Annotated in this window: 23 protein-coding genes; 7 read left to right on the top strand and 16 right to left on the bottom strand. The window is 72.6% G+C overall.

The window, feature by feature from the left end; genetic code table 11:
- Nucleotides 1-17: 17 nt before the first annotated feature.
- Both ACGFYQ_RS00795 and ACGFYQ_RS00790 read right to left on the bottom strand, forming a co-directional pair.
- The gene (locus ACGFYQ_RS00795) at nucleotides 18-320 is read right to left on the bottom strand and encodes a hypothetical protein (protein ID WP_393738500.1); all 303 of its coding nucleotides are present in this window, start codon (nucleotides 318-320) and stop codon (nucleotides 18-20) included.
- Nucleotides 317-565 (bottom strand): hypothetical protein, encoded by a 249-nt coding sequence (locus ACGFYQ_RS00790; protein WP_393738498.1) that lies wholly within the window; start codon nucleotides 563-565, stop codon nucleotides 317-319. The genes ACGFYQ_RS00795 and ACGFYQ_RS00790 overlap by 4 nt, the downstream gene beginning before the upstream one ends.
- Nucleotides 566-787: 222 nt before the next feature.
- Between ACGFYQ_RS00790 and ACGFYQ_RS00785 the strand changes: the two genes are divergently transcribed.
- The gene (locus ACGFYQ_RS00785) at nucleotides 788-1,462 is read left to right on the top strand and encodes a pyridoxal 5'-phosphate synthase (RefSeq protein ID WP_393738496.1); all 675 of its coding nucleotides are present in this window, start codon (nucleotides 788-790) and stop codon (nucleotides 1,460-1,462) included.
- Nucleotides 1,463-1,656: 194 nt separating this feature from the next.
- Here ACGFYQ_RS00785 and ACGFYQ_RS00780 read toward each other — a convergent pair whose 3' ends face one another.
- From ACGFYQ_RS00780 to ACGFYQ_RS00765, 4 genes are all read right to left on the bottom strand, one after another.
- Nucleotides 1,657-2,073 carry a Zn-ribbon domain-containing OB-fold protein gene (locus ACGFYQ_RS00780; RefSeq protein WP_393738494.1) on the bottom strand — a complete coding sequence of 139 codons (417 nt, stop codon included), beginning with the start codon at nucleotides 2,071-2,073 and terminating at the stop codon, nucleotides 1,657-1,659.
- A gap of 8 nt (nucleotides 2,074-2,081) precedes the next feature.
- The gene (locus ACGFYQ_RS00775) at nucleotides 2,082-2,534 is read right to left on the bottom strand and encodes a DoxX family protein (protein ID WP_393738492.1); all 453 of its coding nucleotides are present in this window, start codon (nucleotides 2,532-2,534) and stop codon (nucleotides 2,082-2,084) included.
- Nucleotides 2,535-2,622: 88 nt separating this feature from the next.
- A complete protein-coding gene (locus tag ACGFYQ_RS00770; protein WP_393738490.1) occupies nucleotides 2,623-3,099 on the bottom strand; it encodes a hypothetical protein in 477 nt (158 codons plus the stop codon).
- Between the two features lie 142 nt (nucleotides 3,100-3,241).
- Entirely contained in the window at nucleotides 3,242-4,012 is a 771-nt protein-coding gene (locus tag ACGFYQ_RS00765; protein WP_393738488.1) for a maleate cis-trans isomerase, read from the bottom strand.
- 192 nt (nucleotides 4,013-4,204) lie between these two features.
- Here ACGFYQ_RS00765 and ACGFYQ_RS00760 point away from each other — a divergent pair, with 192 nt between their 5' ends.
- The 3 genes from ACGFYQ_RS00760 to ACGFYQ_RS00750 all read left to right on the top strand — a co-directional run bounded on the left by ACGFYQ_RS00760 (nucleotide 4,205) and on the right by ACGFYQ_RS00750 (nucleotide 8,977).
- Nucleotides 4,205-5,356, top strand: a complete 1,152-nt coding sequence (locus ACGFYQ_RS00760; RefSeq protein ID WP_393738486.1) for a flavin-containing monooxygenase — start codon at nucleotides 4,205-4,207, stop codon at nucleotides 5,354-5,356.
- 166 nt (nucleotides 5,357-5,522) lie between these two features.
- Nucleotides 5,523-7,757 (top strand): acetate--CoA ligase family protein, encoded by a 2,235-nt coding sequence (locus ACGFYQ_RS00755; RefSeq protein WP_393738484.1) that lies wholly within the window; start codon nucleotides 5,523-5,525, stop codon nucleotides 7,755-7,757.
- Between the two features lie 431 nt (nucleotides 7,758-8,188).
- Entirely contained in the window at nucleotides 8,189-8,977 is a 789-nt protein-coding gene (locus ACGFYQ_RS00750; protein WP_393738482.1) for an enoyl-CoA hydratase/isomerase family protein, read from the top strand.
- A gap of 18 nt (nucleotides 8,978-8,995) precedes the next feature.
- Here ACGFYQ_RS00750 and ACGFYQ_RS00745 read toward each other — a convergent pair whose 3' ends face one another.
- Nucleotides 8,996-9,775: a VOC family protein gene (locus ACGFYQ_RS00745; RefSeq protein WP_393738480.1), complete on the bottom strand. Its 780-nt coding sequence runs from the start codon at nucleotides 9,773-9,775 to the stop codon at nucleotides 8,996-8,998.
- 120 nt (nucleotides 9,776-9,895) lie between these two features.
- Nucleotides 9,896-10,219, bottom strand: a complete 324-nt coding sequence (locus tag ACGFYQ_RS00740; protein WP_393738478.1) for an inositol monophosphatase family protein — start codon at nucleotides 10,217-10,219, stop codon at nucleotides 9,896-9,898.
- Nucleotides 10,220-10,250: 31 nt separating this feature from the next.
- On the opposite strand from ACGFYQ_RS00740, the gene ACGFYQ_RS00735 reads away from it, so the two are divergent.
- Nucleotides 10,251-10,613, top strand: coding sequence for a LuxR C-terminal-related transcriptional regulator (locus ACGFYQ_RS00735; protein WP_393738476.1), 363 nt, complete (start codon nucleotides 10,251-10,253; stop codon nucleotides 10,611-10,613).
- A gap of 43 nt (nucleotides 10,614-10,656) precedes the next feature.
- Here the strand turns inward: ACGFYQ_RS00735 and ACGFYQ_RS00730 are convergent, their stop codons facing one another.
- The 3 genes from ACGFYQ_RS00730 to ACGFYQ_RS00720 all read right to left on the bottom strand — a co-directional run bounded on the left by ACGFYQ_RS00730 (nucleotide 10,657) and on the right by ACGFYQ_RS00720 (nucleotide 13,092).
- On the bottom strand, nucleotides 10,657-11,427 hold the full coding sequence (locus ACGFYQ_RS00730; protein WP_393738474.1) for a hypothetical protein: 771 nt from the start codon (nucleotides 11,425-11,427) through the stop codon (nucleotides 10,657-10,659).
- Nucleotides 11,424-12,254, bottom strand: a complete 831-nt coding sequence (locus ACGFYQ_RS00725; protein WP_393738472.1) for a hypothetical protein — start codon at nucleotides 12,252-12,254, stop codon at nucleotides 11,424-11,426. The genes ACGFYQ_RS00730 and ACGFYQ_RS00725 overlap by 4 nt, the downstream gene beginning before the upstream one ends.
- Nucleotides 12,255-12,342: 88 nt before the next feature.
- On the bottom strand, nucleotides 12,343-13,092 hold the full coding sequence (locus tag ACGFYQ_RS00720) for a hypothetical protein (RefSeq protein ID WP_393738470.1): 750 nt from the start codon (nucleotides 13,090-13,092) through the stop codon (nucleotides 12,343-12,345).
- 47 nt (nucleotides 13,093-13,139) lie between these two features.
- Between ACGFYQ_RS00720 and ACGFYQ_RS00715 the strand changes: the two genes are divergently transcribed.
- Entirely contained in the window at nucleotides 13,140-13,751 is a 612-nt protein-coding gene (locus ACGFYQ_RS00715) for a flavin reductase family protein (protein WP_393739672.1), read from the top strand.
- A 425-nt stretch (nucleotides 13,752-14,176) separates the two neighbouring features.
- On the opposite strand, the gene ACGFYQ_RS00710 is transcribed toward ACGFYQ_RS00715, so the two are convergent.
- From ACGFYQ_RS00710 to ACGFYQ_RS00700, 3 genes are read right to left on the bottom strand one after another with little or no spacing between them, the layout of a single operon-like run.
- Nucleotides 14,177-15,244 carry a Zn-dependent alcohol dehydrogenase gene (locus tag ACGFYQ_RS00710; RefSeq protein WP_393738468.1) on the bottom strand — a complete coding sequence of 356 codons (1,068 nt, stop codon included), beginning with the start codon at nucleotides 15,242-15,244 and terminating at the stop codon, nucleotides 14,177-14,179.
- The gene (locus ACGFYQ_RS00705) at nucleotides 15,241-16,434 is read right to left on the bottom strand and encodes an acyl-CoA dehydrogenase family protein (RefSeq protein ID WP_393738466.1); all 1,194 of its coding nucleotides are present in this window, start codon (nucleotides 16,432-16,434) and stop codon (nucleotides 15,241-15,243) included. Before ACGFYQ_RS00705 ends, ACGFYQ_RS00710 begins: the two co-directional genes overlap by 4 nt.
- Nucleotides 16,435-16,442: 8 nt before the next feature.
- On the bottom strand, nucleotides 16,443-17,372 hold the full coding sequence (locus tag ACGFYQ_RS00700; RefSeq protein ID WP_393738464.1) for an SDR family oxidoreductase: 930 nt from the start codon (nucleotides 17,370-17,372) through the stop codon (nucleotides 16,443-16,445).
- A 108-nt stretch (nucleotides 17,373-17,480) separates the two neighbouring features.
- Here ACGFYQ_RS00700 and ACGFYQ_RS00695 point away from each other — a divergent pair, with 108 nt between their 5' ends.
- Nucleotides 17,481-18,407 carry a cyclase family protein gene (locus ACGFYQ_RS00695; protein WP_393738462.1) on the top strand — a complete coding sequence of 309 codons (927 nt, stop codon included), beginning with the start codon at nucleotides 17,481-17,483 and terminating at the stop codon, nucleotides 18,405-18,407.
- Between the two features lie 4 nt (nucleotides 18,408-18,411).
- Here ACGFYQ_RS00695 and ACGFYQ_RS00690 read toward each other — a convergent pair whose 3' ends face one another.
- Nucleotides 18,412-19,404, bottom strand: a complete 993-nt coding sequence (locus tag ACGFYQ_RS00690; RefSeq protein WP_393738460.1) for a hypothetical protein — start codon at nucleotides 19,402-19,404, stop codon at nucleotides 18,412-18,414.
- Between the two features lie 59 nt (nucleotides 19,405-19,463).
- The gene (locus ACGFYQ_RS00685) at nucleotides 19,464-20,057 is read right to left on the bottom strand and encodes an MBL fold metallo-hydrolase (RefSeq protein ID WP_393738458.1); all 594 of its coding nucleotides are present in this window, start codon (nucleotides 20,055-20,057) and stop codon (nucleotides 19,464-19,466) included.
- Nucleotides 20,058-20,134: the final 77 nt, after the last annotated feature.

Below are 20,134 nucleotides of genomic sequence, written 5' to 3'. Positions count from 1 at the left end.
TCGTCATGCGGCGGACGTCAGCCGTCGGCGCCGGTGTCGTCCGGAACGACCGAGACGACGGCGGCGGCCGGCGGACGGGGCTCGGGCACGAACACGTACGTCACGGACAGCGCGGGCATCGTTGGCCGCCGCTCGATCCGAGTCGTCCAGACCTGGACGCCGCCGGGCCTGACCTGCACCAGGCGCCCCAGGCGCGGTGTCGCCGAGAGCTCCGTCCGCAGCTCCTCGACCGCCGTCGAGACCTCGTCCCCCAGTTCGGCGACACGCTTGGCGGCGGCGTGGGTGATTTCCACGACCACCGACTCCCCCTGATCGCTCAACGGGCCTTTTCCTCCTTCAGGGACCGCACAAGCGCGATCCCCTCGGCGAGGGCGTCCTCGAACCCCGGGTCGCAGCGCGTCAGTACGTGACCCCGGTAGGCGGCGATGATCTCGGACACTTCGCTCAGGTCGGTGTAGTCGACACGCTCCAGAGTCGCGGCGAGCTCGGCCTCCATGCCCGCCAGATCGCCGGGGAACCCGAGACCGGCTGCGAGGGCTGCGCGGACCTCTCCGAGGGTGCGCATGGGCGGCGGTGCGGGTGGGGCAGTGGGGGAAACGGGGTGAGTCGTCATAGACGCGGGCACCAATCGGTCTGGGGCAAGGACAGGGCCCTCACCCGGTGTGCAAACGACGCTACTCCTCGGCCCGGGGTGACGGTGCGGCTCGTTCGAGTTCGGCGAGGGTCACCGCTTCACGATGCGCACGGTCGGCCCCGTCGGCTGGGCTCGTGGTGTTCCATAGGCGGAATGACCCGTGACATCAGCAGTGACGAGTTCCACGAGACCCTGCACTCCCTGCGCGTGTGGGACTCGCCGCTTCCCGGATTCGACGTCGGGGACGCGCCCGAGGAGCCGTTGGCGCTGTTTCGGGAGTGGTTCACGCATGCCGCGAAGGCCGGGCAGCCGGAGCCGCACACCATGAGCCTGGCGACCGTGGACGGCGAGGGGCGGCCCGACGTGCGGACGCTGATGCTGCACGACGCCGACGGGCGGGGCTGGCACTTCGCCTCGCACGCCACCAGCGCCAAGGGCCGGCAGCTGGCCGGGCAGCCGGAGGCCGCGCTCGGGTTCTACTGGCCGGCCGTGGCCCGGCAGGTGCGGATCCGGGGGCGGGTGACCGCGTGCGGGCCCGAGGAGAGCCGGGCCGACCTGGCCGTGCGGTCGCGCGGGGCGCTGGCCGCCGCGCTCACGGGCCGGCAGAGCGAGGTGCTCGGCTCCGCCGAGGAGCTGGCGCGGGTGTCGGCGGCCGCCTGGGAGCGGGCCGGGGCCGAGCCGGACGCCCCGGCCCCGACGTGGACGCGGTACGTGCTCGACGCCGCCGAGGTCGAGTTCTTCCAGGGCGACGCCGCCCGCCGTCACGTCCGGCTGCGTTACCGGCGCGCCGCCGACGGCTCCTGGCTCCGCGAGCTGCTCTGGCCCTAGGTCGTGGGGGGCCACGACGGCGCCCTGGTCGGGATCCCTCTCGCGCGCACCGGGTCTGCACGGCCCGGCCCCGGGCACCGGCGAGTACCCGCTGGACTCCGGGGTCCGGCGGACGACAGCGCCTGCTTCGACCGGGCCGAGCAACCCCCGTGTGCCGCGGCCCCGCACCAGCCGCCCGGTAGCCCCGCCCCGGATCAGGCCGTCGGGCGGAAGACCGCCACCCACACGCCGTCCGCCGCCTCGCGGAAGGTGACCGTGAGCGGCATGCCGATGCGGAGGTCCGCCGCCCCGCAGCCGACGACCTCCGTCATCATCCGCGGGCCCTCGGCCAGGTCGACGACCGCCGCCGTGTACGGGACGCGCATGCCGAAGGGCGGGAGGTCGTTGCGGTGGACCACCGACCAGGTGTAGAGGGTCGCGCGGCCGCTCGCCGCCTCCCACGCCACCCGGTCCTCGCCGGCCCAGCAGAACGGGCAGAACTCCCGCGGGTAGTGGTGCGCCCGCCCGCAGTCCGCGCAGCGGCGCAGCAGGAGCCGGCCCTCGGCCGCCGCGTCCCAGTAGGGGCGGGTGAACTCGTCCGCCTCCGGCAGGTCGTACCGTACGGCGCTCACGGGAACGTTCACAGGAAGAGTCCGATCGCCGCGTCGAGGGACCAGGTCTGCCAGGCCATCGCGAGGAGCGCGACGAACGAGATGAGCGCCATCATGGCGTTCTGGCCCTGCTCGGCCCAGTCGTGGATCATCAGGACGAGGTAGAGCAGGTTCAGCAGCAGCCCACCGACCAGCGCGACAGGGGTCAGGAAGCCGAGCACCAGGCCCAGTCCGAGGGCGAGTTCCGCGTAGACGACGATGTACGCCATCACCTTCGGCCGCGGCTTGACGATCAACTCGAAGCCGCCCTTGACGAACGTCCAGCGGTGCTTGCCCGCGACGTCGGCGGCCCAGGCGATGCCGGTGCCGCGCTCGAACCAGCCCTTCTTGTCCTTGTGCCGCCAGCTCTCCAGCCACCACAGGCCGAGGCCTATCCGGAGCACGGCGAGCCATTCGGCCCCACTGAGCCATACGGTCTGCATCGGCGGCCCCCACCCCTCTCGCGATCGACGCGATCGATCTGACGGTACGTCAGTTCAGCGGATCCGCGCCGATCCCGCAAGGGCCCGGTCAGTGCGAGGCCGATCCCACATCACGGACCCAGACGGGGAAGGGCGGGAACTCCGGCTCGGACGCATCCGGTACGTCTTCCAGGTCATCCAGATCCGACCAGGCGATGACACCGGGCTCCTCGTCGGCGAGGAAGCCCTCGACAACGGCCCCGAGATCACCCACGGGCACGTAGGCGCCCCCGAACGGCAGCTCGTCCGCGCCCACCGAGCCGGTCGAGCAGCGCAGCGACCCGGCCTGCTCGTCGTGCCACACGTAGAACGTCGCAGGCCCCACGAAGCCCCGCTCGAGGACGCGGCGCCGGATGGCTTCCGCCGTCCGTTCGAAGGCTCCGACCACCTCGGAGACCGACAAGGACCGACGGTCCTCGTCCCCCGGGCTCAGCCGCCAGGTGTTGGTCTCCCACTCGACGCGCCTTCCGGCCGGCTCCAGCACGAGAGGCTCGTCCGCTATCTCCGCGATCCATGTCAGCAGCACAGGGGGAAGTATCCCCGTAGCCCACCGAGCCACTTGCCGCCCGGCCACCGGCCACCGGCTACCGGCCACCGGCTACCGGCTACCGGCTACCGGCTACCGGCTACCGGCTACCGGCTACCGGCTACCGGCTACCGGCTACCGGCTACCGGCTCGCGAAGAGCCTGCCGTAGCCGGTGATGCCGTCCGTCGGAGCGGCGGCCGCGCGCAGGGCCGCCCAGAGCAGGACCTGGTTGGCCGTGAGGACGGGGCGGCCGAGGGTGGCCTCCAGGGCTTCGACGGCGCCGACCGCGCGGAAGCCGTTGCCGCCGACGACGACCGCCTCGGCCGCGTCGGGAACGCGGGGGGCCACCCAGTCGTGGAGGGCGTCGGGCCGGATGAGCCCCTGCCCGCTGGGCAGGCCGCACGGGGCCGCGTACGGGACGTCGAAGCCGGCGGCCAGGTAGTAGGCCCGGCCCAGCCCGTTCAGCTCCGCGTCGAACCACGGGGGATCGACGAGGCAGAGCCGGGTGACCCCCAGCACGCGCAGCGCCTCGACCGTCGCCGCGCAGGTGGCGACCACCGGCAGGCCGTGGGCGCGTTCGCCCAGCCGGGCGAGCATCGCCGCCTCGCCGCGCGCGCCGATGACGTACGCGGAGCTGGTGAAGGCGAAGGCGATCGCCGCCACGGGGGCCGCGGCCAGCAGCTCGGTGGCGTCGTCCACGTACGGCGGCTCGGCGAAGGCCCGTACGGGGGCCAGCGGAATGGTCGGGTCCATCACGCCGCCCCGCCTGATCCCGCCGAACGGCACCCGGGCGGCGTGCACCCCCACATCGGCCGGGGCCATCGCCCGCAGCTCCGACTCGGGGCCGACGTCGGCGTGCGGGGTGAGGACACCCAGGCGGACGCGTACGTCCCAGCCGTCGGGCTGCCACATCGGCTCCGGCTCCTGTTCTCCCCCCGCCTCCAGCGGTACGCACCACCCTGCCACGACGGCATTCCGCCCGCTTCCGACCACTTCCGCCCGCCCGTGACCGATCCGCAATCGATTCCCTCCTCGAACGAGACCCATCAACCCAGCGTGGCGATACGATCACACCTCATGCCCGGACTCCCCACAGCACCCGACATGACCACCCAGCCCCGCCCCGTGTACGTCATCGGCGGCGGTCCCGGCGGCCTCGCCGCCGCCGCCGCGCTGCGCGCCCGCGGGGTCCGCGCGGTGGTCGTCGAGAAGTCCGACGAGGTCGGCGCGTCCTGGCGGCGCCACTACGACCGCCTCCACCTGCACACCACGCGCCGGCTCTCGGCCCTGCCGGGCCTGGCCATGCCGCGCCGCTTCGGCCGGTGGGTCGCCCGCGACAACGTGGTGCGGTACCTGGAGAAGTACGCCGAGTTCCACGAGCTGGAAATCGTCACCGGCGTCGAGGTGACCCGGATCGAGCGCGAGCCGGACGGCGGCTGGACCCTGCACGCCAGCGGCGGGCGGGTGCTCACCGCCGCGGCCGTGGTCGTGGCCACCGGGTTCAACCACACGCCCGCGCTGCCCGACTGGCCGGGCCGCGACACGTACACCGGGCGGCTGCTGCACGCCGCCGACTACCGCAACCCCGGGCCCTACGCCGGCCAGGACGTGCTCGTCGTCGGCGTCGGCAACACGGGCGCCGAGATAGCCGTCGACCTCGCCGAGGGCGGGGCCGGCCGGGTGCGGCTCGCCGTGCGCACCGCCCCGCACATCGTGCGCCGCTCCACCGCCGGCTGGCCGGCCCAGCGCACGGGGATCCTCGTACGCCGGCTGCCCGTGCGGTTCGTGGACCGGCTGTGCGTGCCCGTCGCCAAGGTCTCCGTCCCCGACCTGTCGGCGTACGGGCTCCCGCGCCCCGGTCCCGGCCTGTACAGCAGGGTCAAGGAGGGGGCGATCCCGGTCCAGGACGTCGGCCTGATCGACGCGGTCCGCGCCGGGCGGGTCGAGCCGGTCGCCGCCGCCCTGGCCTTCGACGGCGGCGAGGTGGTGCTCGCGGACGGCTCGCGCATCACCCCGGACGCGGTGGTCGCGGCGACCGGATACCGCCGTGCGCTGGAGGGCCTGGTGGGCCACCTGGAGGGCGTGCTCGACGAGCGCGGGCGGCCCCGTACGCACGGCGCCGACACCCCCGCCCAGGCCCCCGGCCTGTACTTCACCGGCTTCACCAACCCCATCAGCGGGATGTTCCGGGAGCTGGCCCTGGACGCCGGGAAGATCGCCAAGGCCGTGCAGCGGCATCTGCGCAGCGCGGCCTGAACGGCACTCTGGACCCGATCACGGGAGATCTGCCACCGTTCCACACACCACCTCCACCAGCTTTCCTGCGCAGCCCTGTTCCTGACGGCACGTCAGTTCAGTAATCTGACTACACGTCAGTTATTGAGGTTCCATCGAGGTTCATCGAGCAGGAGCGGGCGGAACGATGCTTGGATCTACTCACGGCACCCTCACCACCGACTTCCGCGCACGTGTCGAGGCCTGCGGGGAGTCCCCCAGGACGGCCGTCCACTCGACCGCGGCCCCGACCGCCGAGGACGCGGTCGCCGTGGACGTCAGCGGACGGCCCCTGCACTCCGACGTCCCCGACCTGGACCGGTTCTTCCGGCCCGAGTCGGTCGCCGTCATCGGCGCCTCCGACGCCGAGGGCAGACCGAACACCGGCATCACCCGCCAGCTCATCGCCTGGGCGCAGCGCGTCGGCGCCCGGATCCACCCCGTGCACCCGACCCGCGAGAGCGTCTTCGGACTGCCCTGCGCGGCCACGGTCGCGGCCCTGCCCGAACAGGTGGACCTCGCCGTCCTCCTCGTCGCCGACCCGCTCCACGTCATCGAGGAACTCGCCGAGACCAAGGTGAAGTTCGCCGTCGCGTTCGCCTCCGGCTTCGCCGAGACCGGCGACGCGGGCGCCGCCGCCCAGGCCCGCCTCGCGGCCGCCGTCGGCCGCTCGGGCCTGCGCCTGCTGGGCCCCAACACGAACCTCAACGCCTTCGAGGAGTTCCGCGACGACCTCGACGGCCCGGCCATCGCCCTGATCACCCAGTCCGGGCACCAGGGCCGGCCCGTCTACACCCTCCAGGAGCTGGGCATCCGCCTCTCCCACTGGGCGCCGACGGGCAACGAGGCCGACCTGGAGACATCCGACTTCATCTCGTACTTCGCCGAGCAGCCCGAGGTCGGGGCCATCGCCTGCTACGTCGAAGGCCTCAAGGACGGCCGGTCCTTCCTGCTCGCCGCCGACCGGGCGGCCCGCAACGGGGTCCCGGTCGTCGCCGTCAAGGTCGGCCGGACCGAGACCGGGGCCCGGATGGCCGCCTCCCACACCGGGAAGCTGACCGGCGCGGACACCGTCGTGGACGCCGCCATGCGCCAGTTCGGCGTGATCCGCGTCGACGGCCTGGACGAACTCCAGGACACGGCCGCGCTCCTGGCCCGTGCCCGCACACCCCGCGCCGACGGGGTGGTCGTCTACTCCATCTCCGGCGGAACCGGAGCCCACTTCTCCGACCTCGCCTCCGAGGCGGGCCTGACCCTGCCCACCCTCTCCCGGGCCAAGCAGGACGAGCTCCACCAGTGGATCCCGGAGTACCTGAACGTCGCCAACCCCGTCGACAACGGCGGCCACCCCGTCGGCGACTGGCGCGGCCGCAAGATCATCGACGCGATCCTCGCCGACCCGTCCGTCGGCGTGCTGATCTGCCCGATCACCGGCCCCTTCCCCCCGATGAGCGACAAGCTCGCGCAGGACCTGGTGGACGCCGCCGAGGCCACGGACAAGCTCATCTGCGTGATCTGGGGCTCCCCCGTCGGCACCGAGGAGGCCTACCGCACCACCCTGCTCGGCTCCTCCCGCGTCGCCACCTTCCGCACCTTCGGCAACTGCATCACCGCCGTACGCGCCTACCTCGGCCACCACCGCTTCACCGCGGCCTACCGCTCCCCCTTCGACGAGGCCCCGCGCACCCCCTCCCCCTCGTACCGCAAGGCGCAGGCCCTGATGCGGCCGGGCCAGCAGCTCAGCGAGCACGCGGCGAAGCAGCTGCTGCGCGCGTACGGGATACGGGTCCCGCGCGAGCAGCTGGTGACCAGCGCGGCGGCGGCCGTCCGCGCGGCCGGCCTGGTCGGCTACCCGGTCGTCATGAAGGCCTCGGGCCCGCAGCTCGGCCACAAGACCGAACTCGGCCTGGTCAAGATCGGGTTGACCTCGGCCAGCCAGATCCGCGACGCGTACCGGGAACTCACCGACATAGCCCGCTACGAGAACGTCCCGCTGGACGGCATCCTGGTCTGCCAGATGGTCGAGCGGGGCGTCGAGATGGTCGTCGGCGTCACCCAGGACGACCTCTTCGGCCCCACCGTGACCGTCGGCCTCGGCGGGGTCCTCGTGGAGGTCCTGCACGACGCGGCGGTCCGCGTGCCGCCGTTCGGTGAGGACCAGGCGCGCCGGATGCTCACGGAGCTGCGCGGGCACGCGCTGCTGGAGGGTGTACGGGGGGCGCCGCCGGCGGATGTCGACGCCCTGGTGGAGGTCATCCTGCGGATCCAGCGGATGGCGCTGGAGCTCGGGGACGAGCTGTCCGAGCTGGACATCAACCCGCTGATGGTACTGCCCCGCGGGCAGGGGGCGGTGGCGCTGGACGCGCTGGCCATCTGCCGCTAGCCCCCGGCGGGGCGCGGGTCGCCGCTGCGCGGAGCCTCTCCCCGCCCCGTCGCCGTTTCCCGGGGGCTCTGCCCCGAACCCTCCCCCAGACTCCGTCCGGGGGACCCCCAGCGCCTCAAACGCCGGCGCGGCTCAAAGACCTGGGGCTCCGCCCCCGGAACCCCCGCGCCTCAAACGCCGGCGCGGCTGGAATTGCCCTGCGGGCAATCCAGCCCGCGCCTGACGGGCGGCATCAGCCACATCCAGCCCCGCCTGGGGGCCCCTCCCAGCGGTAGCTGGGGGAGTTTGAGGCGCTGGGGGTCTCCCCGGACGGAGTCTGGGGGAGGGTCCGGGGGCGGAGCCCCAGGCAACGGCGCCGCGCCGTCCCCAGGCACCGGCACCGGCACCGGCACCGGCCCACCACCACCACCACCACCAAACGGGAGTTCCTCATGGACGACGAGATCCTGCACCGCATCGACAGTGGTGTCTCCTGGATCACCCTCAACCGGCCCGACGCCATGAACGCCGTCACCTGGGATCAGCGTGAGCGGGTCATCGCGCTGCTCGGCGACGCCTCCGCCGACCCCGACGTGCGGGCCGTCGTCATCACCGCCACCGGCAAGGGCTTCTGCGCCGGCGCCGACCTCCGCGGCGCGCCCGCCACCGGCGACCGCGTGGCCGGTGACGTCGCCCGCATGATCCGCCTCGGCGCGCAGCGCCTGATCACCGCGGTCCTCGACTGCGAGAAGCCGATCATCGCCGCGGTCAACGGCACCGCCGCCGGCATCGGCGCCCACCTCGCGCTCGCCTGCGACCTGGTCATCGCCGCCGAACCGGCCCGTTTCATCGAGGTGTTCGTACGCCGCGGCCTGGTCCCCGACGGCGGCGGCGCGTACCTGCTGCCCCGCCTGGTCGGCCCGCAGAAGGCCAAGGAGCTGATGTTCTTCGGCGACGCCGTCCCGGCGGCGGAGGCGGAACGCCTCGGCCTGGTCAACAAGGTGGTCCCGGCCGAGGAGCTGGAGGCCACCGCCCGCGCGTGGGCCGAGCGCCTCGCCCAGGGCCCCACCCGCGCCCTCGCGATGACGAAGCAGCTGGTCAACGCCTCCTTGGACAGCGACCGGGCGACCGCACTGGCCGCCGAGGCCACCGCCCAGGAGATCAACATGACCACGGCCGACGCCAACGAGGGCGTGGCGAGCTTCGTGGAGCGCCGCACCCCCAAGTACCTCGGCCGGTAGGGCATCGCGAGCCGGGCGCTACACGCGCGGGTCCGGCTTCAGCAGCGCGAACACCGCCCCCGACGGGTCCGCCACCCACGCGATCCGCCCGACCTCCGGCACGTCGGACGCCGGCATGACCACGGACCCGCCGTTCGCCGTGGCCGTCGTGACGGTGGCGTCGACGTCCGGCACGTTGAAGTACGGCGTCCAGCGCGACTCCTCGCCCTCCCCCATGTGCGGCGCGACCCCGCCGAAGGAGGCGTCCTGCTGGTCCCCGTCGGCCACGCTCAGCACGCGGTAGGTCATCCCGGGCGCCTCCATCTCGGCGTGCCGCCACCCGAACACCCCGGCGTAGAAGGCGATGGCCGCGCCCGGGTCCGGTACGTGGAGCTCCGCCCACACCAGCGTGTTGTCGTCGGAGGCCCGCTGAAGCCCGGCGGTCTTCCCGGGCTGCCAGGACGCGAACTCGGCGCCCTGCGGGTCGGTGAACTGCGCCAGCCAGCCCTCGCCCATGACGTCCATGGGCTCCATCCGCACCTTCCCGCCGCCGTCCTTGACGGCCTTGGCGGTGGCCTGGATGTCGGGGCTCATGAAGTGGACCATCCACGCGGACGCCGCCCCCTCCTCGGTGAGCGGGCCCAGCGCGGCGACGGTCTTCCCGTCGAGCTGGAAGAAGCCGTACCCGCCCGCCTCGGGTCCGGCGGAGACGAAGTTCCAGCCGAACAGGGCGCTGTAGAAGCGTGCGGCGCCGTCGGTGTCGGGGCTGCCGAGGTCGAGCCAGTTGGGTGATCCGGTACGGAAGTCGGTGCCGAGCATGGTTCCTCCTGCGGATGGGGCGGACGACGACCCGGGCCACGATGCCGACCGTTCCGGGCCGCCCACCCGCACATGCTCCGACGGGGCGGTGGATTCACCCGTTGGGGGGAATCCGGGCGCTCACCACTCCAGCCGGGCGATCTCCTCCAGCAACGTCTCCTCCAGGCCCTCGCGGCAGACCAGCAGGTCCGGAAGCCGGGGGTCGCGCCGGTTGTAGCGCAGTGGGGACCCGTCGAGCCGCGAGGCATGGGCACCGGCCGCCAGTGCCACGGCGACCGGTGCCGCGGAGTCCCATTCGTACTGGCCGCCGCCGTGGACGTAGGCGTCGACCGTACCGAGGACGACGGCCGAGATCTTGACGCCGGCCGAGCCCATCGGGACCATCTCGGCGCCCAGCGCTTCACCGTCGACGCCACCACCGGCCGGGGCGATGTGACAGGTCACATATGCACGGTACGGAAAGGGACAGTCAGACATGTGGATCGTTGAACTCGCCTTCACCCAGGGCCCCGAGCGACTCGCCGCACGACCCGCGCACCGCGAGAAGCTGACCGCTCTGCACGAGAAGGGCCTGCTGCGGATGGCCGGCCCGCTCGCCGACCCGATCGAGTTCGATGCGACCCACCATTTTCCGCCACAACTCACCGATGAAATCCAACGGACCATTCTGGAACTCATGGTGAAGGGGCACACCGACGAAGCCATTTCGAAGCGCCTCGGTCTGAGCGCGCGCTCGATCGGCACCCACATCAAGCGCGCCTCGTCCCTCTTCGGCAGCCGCAGCAGGGCCGAGGTCGGCTACAGCCTCGCGAAGGCCGGAGTGCTCGGCCTCGACTGAGGGCACCCCGCGTGGGGATCGGGGGCCCGGCCTCGCGGCCTTCTCAGATTCCCACGCGGTCCAGCGCCGGCAGGAACTGGTCGTAGAAGCTCACCTTGAGCCGGAGCGAGCGCTCCTCCGCTTCCTTGAAGGCGTCCGTCGCCCCCTCGCCCCCGCTGACGAGGAACTCCCTCAGCCGGGTCGCCAGCCGGTCGGGGTGGGCCGTGGCCAGCATGCCCCCGGCCGCCAGCGTGCGCGTCTTGGCGTCGTGGACGTGATGCGGAAGGTAGAAGCGTGAGCGGTACCCGCCCTCCCGCGCCATCAGGGGCTCCATCCGCTCCCACAGCCGCCCGTACTCGACGGACACCAGGATCTCGCCCCAGAAGCGCAGGATCGTCAACACCCGCAGATCGGCGTCGTCATGGGTGCCGGCGTCGGCGATCAGGTCGAAGGTGTCGCCGATGGCCTTCTTCGTCGCCGCCGTCGGCCTCGTGTGGACGAGGTCCGTCCGGGAGACGCCGAGCCTGAGCATGTCCTGCGTCATGTCCTCACGGTGCGAGGGCGTGTTCCCGCGAACGTCCGGATACTCCTCGCGCAGGATGACCCGGGCGATCCGCACCGCCGTCTCGTCACGCAGGAGATCGATCGCCAGGTCGTAGGCCGGCGTGAACGCCAGCGACAGGAAGCGTCTCTGCAGCAGGATCGCGGCGAAGTCCTCGTCCGGAAGCAGCGCGATGTTCGCCAGTACCGGGTGCTGCTCGTACCGCTCGATCAGTTCGTCCTCGAACCTGTCCAGTTCCCGCACGACCGTGCCCTCACTTCCGGATCGGATCACTGATTGATGCTGTCGATCGACCTGTGCCAGTCACCGAGGTCCACATCGCGGCCGATGCGCCACAACGTGTCCAGCTCGTTCTGGACCTCCCGGCCCATCAGGGTGTCGCACCCGTCGATCTCGGTCTGGGTGGAGGCGATCGCGAGCTGCCCGTGCAGGAACGAGCTGACCAGGTAGCGGTCGTCGACCTTGTACACGGCGATCGACGGAAGGGAGTTGTACACCCGCACCCGGAGCTTGTACCGGAGCTCGGGGGAAACCTGGCGGTGGACCAGTTCGAGGCTCCGCAGGCTCGCGTCCACGTCCACCGCCCCGGCGCTCTGTCCGGTTGTCCGCAATGCCTCGTCGCGCAGCCCGGCCACGGGGGACGACGGATGCAGCAGCAGGATGTTCACCTCGATCCGCCGCTCGTTGATGGCCTTCGCCAACTCGCTCTGGAAGCCGCCGAGGTTGGGTATCCAGGTCTGCAGGATGGCCACCTCCCGCCTGGCGGCCCGTACCAGCCCGATGAACGCCGACTCGGGGAACTCCCTGTGCACCTGGACCACGCCGAGGTAGTGACCGCGCCGGAGCTCGCCCGTCAGGCCGTCGACGGTGAGCCCGGAGATCTGCCGGTTGATGTTGTCGAGCACCTTCAGGCGGTCGAACTCCATCAGGAGGAACAGGGTGACCGTACTCAGGATGAGCAGCGTGATCTTCGGGAGCGTGCCTCCGGGGGCCATCTTGTCGAGCCACCCGAGGAGGTCGGCGACCAGGACCGCGATGCCCGCCGCCGCCATCGCACCCAGTGAGATCCGCTCGGCCCGGTAGCGAAAACCGTTTCCCATGCCCACCCCAGCCCCCGACGTCGTTGTCGTTGGCGACGACTGTACACACGCGCCGTCGCGGGCATGAATCAGGGCCATGTCTCCTTTGTCACAAGGGGAGTTGAGGTCTCATGCCGGTCCGGACCACCGGCGGCTCAGGAGCCACATGTCCCCGTTGGCCGGGTCGCCGTACAGCTGGAAGAGCTCCGGGCGCTCCGCACTCCCGGCCACCTCCCAGGTCGTGCTCCAGCCGTCGCAGTCGCGGACGACCAGATCCACCCCGGCCCGCCGGCCGCGCTCCGTGTTCGCGGTCCGCGGCGACCAGGCGCCTACGGCGGTGCAGTGGGTGACCCCCTTGCGGGAAGTCGTACGCCGGCACGCCCTCGACCACGGCCTCGCCGCCCTCCTTGAGCCGTACCACCCCGCCGTCCGCGCCGCGCCACTCGCCGACGTACTCCGCGCGCTCCAGCCGGGGCGGCTCGTAGCCCTCGACCACGCCGCGCTCGACCAGGAGGATCCCGGTCGCCATGGCGGCATATACGAGCACCGCGGTGACCGGGCCCGTCACCCCCACGACGGAGCCGGGCCGCCTGCCCGTGCCGACCGCCCGGCGCGCCACCAGCAGCGGGGGCGCCCCGAACCCCGCGATGCAGGCCCAGGAGACGGCGTACGGGGCACCGCACGCCCACGGGAACAGCGCGCGGGCCGCCGAGAGGGCGAGGAGCCAGGCCGGTGCGACCACCCGTCGGCCGTAGCGGTCGGCCAGGGCGAGTGCGGGCCGGGTGAAGACCATGGCGTGCAGGCAGGCAAGGCCGAAGAGCGCGGCGGGGGCGATGACGGGCCCCATCCCTCTTCCCATCTGACGAACCGTCAGCTTCAATCGACGGTGTGATGGGACATGCAGGGATGGCGGCCACCGTCGTCCGGTACCTCAGGTCAGTCGGCGCCCCCACCTCCGCCGCGGCGGGTCCGGAGCCCGTGGACGTTCTGCCGCGCCCCGACCTGCGGGCCGTCGGCGAGGACGAGCGCGCGCCGGTCTCCCCCGCCGAATTCCGGGCCGTGCTCGGCAACTTCGCCAGCGGGGTCACCGTCATCACCGCGCCGCCCGGCGCGGACGAGGACGGACCGGCCGGCTTTGCCTGCCAGTCCTTCGCCTCGCTGTCCCTCGACCCGCCGCTGGTCACGTTCATGGTGGCCCGTACGTCGACCACCTGGCCGCGGATCGCCCGCGCCGGGGTGTTCTGCGTCAACATCCTGGGCGCCGAGCAGGGCGAGCTGTGCCGGTCCTTCGCCGTCAGCGGCGCGGACAAGTTCGCCGGTGTCTCCCACACCCCGGCCCCGGTCACCGGATCCCCGCAGCTCGACGCCGTGCCCGCATGGATCGACTGCCGGATCCACGCCGTGCACACCGGCGGGGACCACCTGATCGTCGTGGGCCGCGTCGTGGCCATGGGCGCGGCCGGCGAGGGCGATCCCCTCCTCTTCCACAAGGGCCGCTTCGGCCGCTTCAGCGACTGACCCGACGCCCCGGCAATCGGGACGGCTCGGCCCGGAGCCGGGCGACTCGCTCCCGTGTGCGCTGCCACGACCCCCACCCCGGGAACGGGATGAGGACGGTCGTGGCCCGGCCGAGCCCCGCAGGAACCGGGTCGCCGCCCACCCTGGCACGGCTGCCCGGCCCTGGGCGGCCCGGCGTTCCCTCACCTCACCCGGCCTAGGTCGTGTCGTCAAAGTCCCGTCTGGCTGGTGGGGCCTGGCACGCACTCCCCCAGACTCCGTCCGGGGGGACCCCCAGCCGCGTTGTCGTCGGTCACCGACGTCCCCCAGCTACCGCTGGGAGGTGCCCCCACCGCGTCGATTCCCTCCTCCGCGTTGCGATCGCACGCACCAGACCCCACCAGCCCCGCCCTTCGGGCGGGCCGACGCTACTTTGACGACACTCCCTAGAACGTGAGCACCCCGCGTGCCACGCGCCCGTGGTGGGCGTCGTCGGCGGCCTTGGCGAAGTCCTCGATCGGGTAGACCTCCGTCACCAGCTCGTCCAGCAGCAGCCGGCTCTGCCGGTAGAGCTCGGCGTACAGCGCGATGTCGCGCTGCGGGCGCGAGGACCCGTACCGGCAGCCCGTGATCGTCTTGTCGAGGTACATCGACGAGACGAGGAACGAGGCCTCCTCAGCGAAGCCGGGCACCCCCAGCAGGATCGCCTGGCCGTGCCGGTCGAGGAGGTCGATGGCCTGGCGGATCAGTTTCACGCTGCCCACGCACTCGAAGGCGTGGTCGGCGCCCGTCGGGAGGATCTCCCTCACCGCCGCCGAGGAGTCCGCCACCGCCGACGCGTCGATGAAGTGCGTGGCCCCGAACTGCCGGGCCACCGCCTCCTTCGCCGGGTTCGCGTCCACCGCCACGATGGTCGTGGCACCGGCGATCCGGGCGCCCTGCAGGACGTTCAGCCCGATCCCGCCCGTACCGATGACGACCACCGACTCGCCGCGGTCCACCTTCGCCCGGTTCAGGACCGCGCCCACGCCCGTCAGCACCCCGCAGCCGATCAGCGCCGCCGAGGTCAGCGGGATGTCGGCCGGAATCTTCACCGCCTGGACCGCCCTGACGATCGTCCGCTCGGCGAAGGCGGAGTTGGAGGCGAACTGGAACAGCGGCCTGCCGCCCCGCGAGAACGGCTGACCGGGCATCCCGATCGCCTTGCGGCACATCGTCGGCCGGCCCCGGTCGCAGTCGGCGCACGCACCGCAGTTGGCGAGGGTGGACAGCGCCACGTGGTCGCCGGGCGCCACGTGCGTGACCCCCGGTCCGACCGCCTCGACCACCCCCGCCCCCTCGTGCCCGAGCACCACCGGCGGCGGGAACGGAATCGTCCCGTCGATCACCGACAGGTCGCTGTGGCAGAGCCCGGCCGCCGATATCGCGACCAGCACCTCCCCCGGCCCCGGATCGCGGATCTCCAGGTCGTCGACCACCTGGGCCTGCTTGCCGTCGAACACGACGCCTCTCACCTGGACTCCTTAGGCAGGCCGAGCACGCGCTCGGCGATGATGTTCCGCTGGATCTCGTCCGAGCCGCCGTAGATGGTGTCGGCACGGGTGAACAGGAAGAGCCGCTGCATCTCGTCGAGTCCGAGCTCGTACGGGACCCCGGGCGCCCAGCCCTCCGGTCCGGCCGAGGCCGCCGCGCCCCGGACCTCCACCGCCAGCTCGCCGAGCCGCCGGTGCCACCCGCCCCACAGCAGCTTGGCCACGCTCGGGGCGCCCGCGTCGTCCGTGGCGCCGAGGGTGCGCAGCGCGTTCCACCGCATCGCGCGCAGCTCCGCCCACTGCCGTACGAGGCGCTCCCGCAGGACCGGATCCGGAGCACCCGAAGCCGCGTAGGCCCGGACCACGCGCTCCAGCTCCGCCGCGAAGCCGATCTGCTGGACCAGCGTGGACACCCCCCGCTCCAGGGCGAGCAGCCCCATGGCCACGGTCCAGCCGTCGCCCTCCGCGCCGACGGCCTCGGCCGCCACCGCCCCGTCGAAGAACACCTCGTTGAACTCCGAGGTCCCCGACATCTGCCGGATCGGGCGGACCTCGATCCGGCCCGGCTGGTCCATCCGTACGAGCAGGAACGACAGCCCGCGGTGCCGCCGGGAGCCGGGCTCGGTGCGTGCCAGGACGAAACACCAGTCGGCGTCCCGGGCGAGGGAGGTCCAGATCTTCTGCCCGGTCACCCGGAACAGCCCGTCGGCCGGGTCCCGTACGGCGGCCGTACGGATCGCGGCGAGGTCGGAGCCGGCGCCCGGCTCGCTGTAGCCCTGGCACCACAGCTCCTCGCCCCGCGCGATGCCGGGCAGGAAGCGGTCCCGCTGCTCCTGGGTCCCGTAGGCGATGAGGGTGGGCGCGAGGAGGTTCTCCCCGATGTGGCCGACCCGGCCGGGCGCGCGCAGCGCCGCGTACTCCTCGGCCCACACCACCTGCCCGGTCAGGGAGAGCCGGCGGTTCCCGTACCCTCCGGCCTCCCAGCCCTGCCCGATCCAGCCGCCGCGGCCCAGCTCGCGCTCCCACGCGCGCCGGACGTCGACCTGCTCGTGCTCGCTCCCCGGGCCGCCGAGGCCGCGGGCGTGCGCGTACGGGCCCACGAGGTGCTCCGTCAGCCACGCCCGGGCGCGCCCGCGCAGCTCCTCGTCCTCGGCCCCGAAGCTGAAGTCCACGCCGTCCCCTACGCGTTGGCGGCGTTCGGGCGGTCCTTGGCGGCCGCCGCCTTGGCCATGGCCTCCAGCTGGGCGAGCATCGGCATCGGGTCGGTGCCCACCGTCCCGGGGAGGAAGTCGGCGATCTTCTCCGGCGTCCAGGAGCCCTCGGCGTACCCGGCGCGCAGCTCGCGCGGCTGGGCCCAGACGGCGATCTTCGGGCCGGCGATCGTGTAGACCTGCCCGGTGATCTTCTCCCCGCCGACGGCCACGGCCTTGTCGCTGAGCAGGTAGGTCACGAGCGCGGCGACGTCCTCGGGCTCGCCGATCTCCTTGAGCTCCATGGGGACGTTGGCGGACATGCGGGTACGGGCGACGGGTGCGACGGCGTTGGCCGTCACCCCGTACTTGGCCAGGCCCAGCGCGGCGGACCGGACGAGGGAGATGATCCCGCCCTTGGCGGCGCTGTAGTTGGCCTGGGCCACGGAGCCCTGGTGGTTGCCGCTGGTGAAGCCGATCAGGGTGCCCGAGCCCTGCCTGCGCATGACGGCGGAGGCGGCGCGGAAGACGGTGAAGGTGCCCTTGAGGTGGGTGGCGACCACCGGGTCCCACTCCTCCTCGGACATGTTGAAGAGCATGCGCTCGCGCAGGATGCCGGCCACGCACACGACGCCGTCGACGCGTCCGTACCGGGCGAGGGCCGTGTCGACGATGCGCTGGCCGCCCGCCATGCTGGAGATGTCGTCGGCGACGGCGACGGCCTCCCCGCCCGCGGCGAGGATCTCCTTCACCACTCCCTCGGCGATCTCACTGGTGGGCGCTCCCCCCTCGATGCCGACGCCGTAGTCGTTGACGACGACCTTGGCACCCTCGGCGGCCGCGGCGAGTGCCACGGCCCGCCCGATGCCCCGGCCGGCGCCGGTGACGGCGACGACCTTGCCTGCCAAGAAGTTCCCCACGTCCGGCCCCTTCCCGCGTTTTCTGACGGTCCGTTAGATTCTATGGGCACCTCGATACGCGAGCACAAGCCCTCGTTGCCGTTTCCACGCAAGGAGCTGTTGAGGCCCATGTCACTGCCCGCCGAGTTCCACGACATCGCCAAGCGCGTCAACAACTGGGGGCGCTGGGGCGCCGAGGACGAGATCGGCACGCTGAACCTGGTCACCGACGAGGTCGTCCGGGCGGCCGCGGCGGAGATCCGTACCGGCCGCCGCATCCCTCTCGCCCTCCCGCTCAAGGAGGACGGGGTGCAGGCCGGCCTGATCCCCGGCCGGATCAACCCGTTGCACACGATGGTGCAGATCAACCAGGAGATCTTCGGCCCGGGCACGGTGGCGTGCAGCGACGACGCCGTGACCATGGGCCTCCAGGCGGGCACCCACTGGGACGCCCTCACGCACGTCTCGCACTCGGGGAAGATCTACAACGGCCGTCCGGCGTCCTCGATCACCCCGCACACCCGGGCCCAGTACAGCGGCATCGACAAGGCGGGGCACATCGTCTCGCGCGGGGTCCTGCTGGACGTGGCGCGCGCCAAGGGCCTGGACCGGCTCCCCGGGGGGCACGCGGTGACCCCGGAAGACCTCGCCGAGGCCGAGGAGTTCGGCGGGGCCACGGTCCGCGCCGGCGACATCGTCCTGGTCCGCACCGGCCAGATCCAGGTCTACCTGGCGGGCGACAAGCACGGCTACGGCTTCCCCTCGCCCGGGCTGTCCGTCCGTACGCCGGAGTGGTTCCACGCCCGGGACGTGGCGGCGGTCGCGAACGACACGCTCACCTTCGAGATCTTCCCGCCGGAGCTGGAGAATCTGTGGCTGCCGGTCCACGCCCTCGACCTGGTCGAGATGGGCATGCACCAGGGCCAGAACTGGAATCTCGAAAAGTTGTCCACAGCCTGTGCAGAAGAGAACCGGTACGCCTTCCTCCTCTCCGCCATGCCGGAACCCTTCGTCGGCGGCACCGGCACCCCGGTGGCCCCAGTGGCCGTCCTCTGAGAGGTCAGGGGGCGGTGGCGCGCCGGGAGGCGACGACGAGCCGTACGGTCGCCGCGGCGGTGAGCAGGAGGACCGCGCCGGAGGCCGCGAGCGTCGCGGTGTCCGGGTGGATCAGGGACTGGCCGCGGGCGGCCTGCCAGGTGACGACCGCGACCAGGCCGCAGTAGCCGAGCGCGGCGCTGCCCACCAGGCGGGCGCGGGCCCGCTCGTCCCGCAGCCAGGCGTGCCGGGCGGAGAGGGCGGTCAGCGCGACGGTGAGCAGGAGGAGGACCTGGATGCCGTGCAGGGCGAAGAAGTGCGGGGCCCGGAAGTCGCCCCCGGTCACGCTCCAGTTGGTCAGGGGCATGCCGTGGCCGTCCGGGTCGCCGATGCCGTGGCCCTGGTACATCGGGACGTCGGCGCCGTTGGCGTCGGTGACGGTACGGGGGTGCGTCCCGGTCACCATCCAGTTGACGGGGATGAGCATGCCGGCGGTGGCGAGGCCGAGCCCGGCCCGGATCGCCCGGTTCAGGTCCGGTCCGCCCGTGCGCTGGATCAACACGGCTACGGCGACGACCAGTTGCGCGACGGTGATGACCAGGACGCCGAAGGTGAGGACCGGTACGAGGGCCAGGGTGGTCGGGTCGCTCCGGTCGGCGTTGAAGTGGCTGAACGTGCCACGTGCCGCCTGGAGGGTGATGGCGCCGACTTCGGCGGTCACGGCCAGCGCGAAGACCGTACCGACCCACCAGGCCAGGCGCCTTCCCCTCTTCAGCTCCGTCAGCAGCCAGGCCAGCGTGCCCGTGTAGAGGGCGAAGGCGAAGCCGAACTTCATCGGCTTGACCCATACCGACTCGCCCAGCAGGGTCCGGTCGTCCACGGCCGTTCCGATTCCGCAGAGGACCACGAGGCCCGCCATGAGGGCCGCGCAGATCAGCAGCGGGCGGTGCCACGTGCGCCAGGCGCCGCGCCGGGCGGTCCCCCGGGAGGCGTGCGCGGGTTCGAGCTGCGACGTCATGCAAGTCCCCTCGCGTCGGTCACGGTGTGCGGTCGAGTGCGGATGCCCACGCCGGCCCCCTACAGCGGCGCCTCGTCCCCCGCCGGGAACGGGCCGCCGTGGCCGGGGACGATCACGTCGGCCGCCGCCACGACGCGCATGCGGGAGGTGCGCAGGACGTCCCGGTCCGGGGCCACCGGGTCCTCGGCCGGGCCGTCCGGGCGCCACCAGAGGTCGCCGGCGAAGGCGACCACGCCGTCGGCGGTGCCGACGAGGAGGGTGATGTCCTCGGGGCTGTGGCCCGGGGTGCGGATCAGACGCAGGGAGTCGGAGAGTTCATGGCCCTCGGCGTCCCGGTCGGTCCACTGGTCGTCGCGGTACTCCGCCTTGTGGTCGTGGACCCACGCCTGGGGGAACAGGCCCACGTTCATGGTGTTGTCGGGGTGGTGGTGGCTGAGCACGACATCGGTGATGTCGTCCGGCCCCAGGCCCAGTTCCGCGAGCGGGCCGAGGATGCGGTCGCGGTGGGCCACCATGCCCGGGTCGACGATCACGTGCCGGTCGCCGTCGGAGACGTACGAGACGGTGGCGGCGACCCCGGGGCCGGTGGAGAGGGTGTAGCCGGTGGTCAGGACGGTGTACACGGCGCTGCGGCCGAGGGGCTTGTCTGTCATGGCTCAAGCTTCGCGCCGCAGGCCCACAGGCCACGAGTGGCTCTTCTGCCCGTGATCGCGGGTTTCGTGCCACGCCG

Origin of the sequence: Streptomyces sp. NPDC048258 (assembly GCF_043201995.1) — a bacterium.
Classification (GTDB): Bacteria; Actinomycetota; Actinomycetes; order Streptomycetales; family Streptomycetaceae; genus Streptomyces.
This window is presented reverse-complemented; position numbering and strand designations above follow the sequence as displayed.

Coding starts and splice junctions, on each gene's coding strand:
- ACGFYQ_RS00685 (WP_393738458.1), bottom strand. CDS start 20,057: ATGACAGACAAGCCCCTCGGCCGCAGCGCCGTGTACACCGTCCTGACC.
- ACGFYQ_RS00775 (WP_393738492.1), bottom strand. CDS start 2,534: ATGCAGACCGTATGGCTCAGTGGGGCCGAATGGCTCGCCGTGCTCCGG.
- ACGFYQ_RS00760 (WP_393738486.1), top strand. CDS start 4,205: ATGACCACCCAGCCCCGCCCCGTGTACGTCATCGGCGGCGGTCCCGGC.
- ACGFYQ_RS00690 (WP_393738460.1), bottom strand. CDS start 19,404: ATGACGTCGCAGCTCGAACCCGCGCACGCCTCCCGGGGGACCGCCCGG.
- ACGFYQ_RS00790 (WP_393738498.1), bottom strand. CDS start 565: ATGCGCACCCTCGGAGAGGTCCGCGCAGCCCTCGCAGCCGGTCTCGGG.
- ACGFYQ_RS00725 (WP_393738472.1), bottom strand. CDS start 12,254: ATGGGAAACGGTTTTCGCTACCGGGCCGAGCGGATCTCACTGGGTGCG.
- ACGFYQ_RS00785 (WP_393738496.1), top strand. CDS start 788: ATGACCCGTGACATCAGCAGTGACGAGTTCCACGAGACCCTGCACTCC.
- ACGFYQ_RS00735 (WP_393738476.1), top strand. CDS start 10,251: ATGTGGATCGTTGAACTCGCCTTCACCCAGGGCCCCGAGCGACTCGCC.
- ACGFYQ_RS00750 (WP_393738482.1), top strand. CDS start 8,189: ATGGACGACGAGATCCTGCACCGCATCGACAGTGGTGTCTCCTGGATC.
- ACGFYQ_RS00765 (WP_393738488.1), bottom strand. CDS start 4,012: ATGTGGCAGCCCGACGGCTGGGACGTACGCGTCCGCCTGGGTGTCCTC.
- ACGFYQ_RS00755 (WP_393738484.1), top strand. CDS start 5,523: ATGCTTGGATCTACTCACGGCACCCTCACCACCGACTTCCGCGCACGT.
- ACGFYQ_RS00720 (WP_393738470.1), bottom strand. CDS start 13,092: ATGGGAAGAGGGATGGGGCCCGTCATCGCCCCCGCCGCGCTCTTCGGC.
- ACGFYQ_RS00715 (WP_393739672.1), top strand. CDS start 13,140: ATGGCGGCCACCGTCGTCCGGTACCTCAGGTCAGTCGGCGCCCCCACC.
- ACGFYQ_RS00745 (WP_393738480.1), bottom strand. CDS start 9,775: ATGCTCGGCACCGACTTCCGTACCGGATCACCCAACTGGCTCGACCTC.
- ACGFYQ_RS00695 (WP_393738462.1), top strand. CDS start 17,481: ATGTCACTGCCCGCCGAGTTCCACGACATCGCCAAGCGCGTCAACAAC.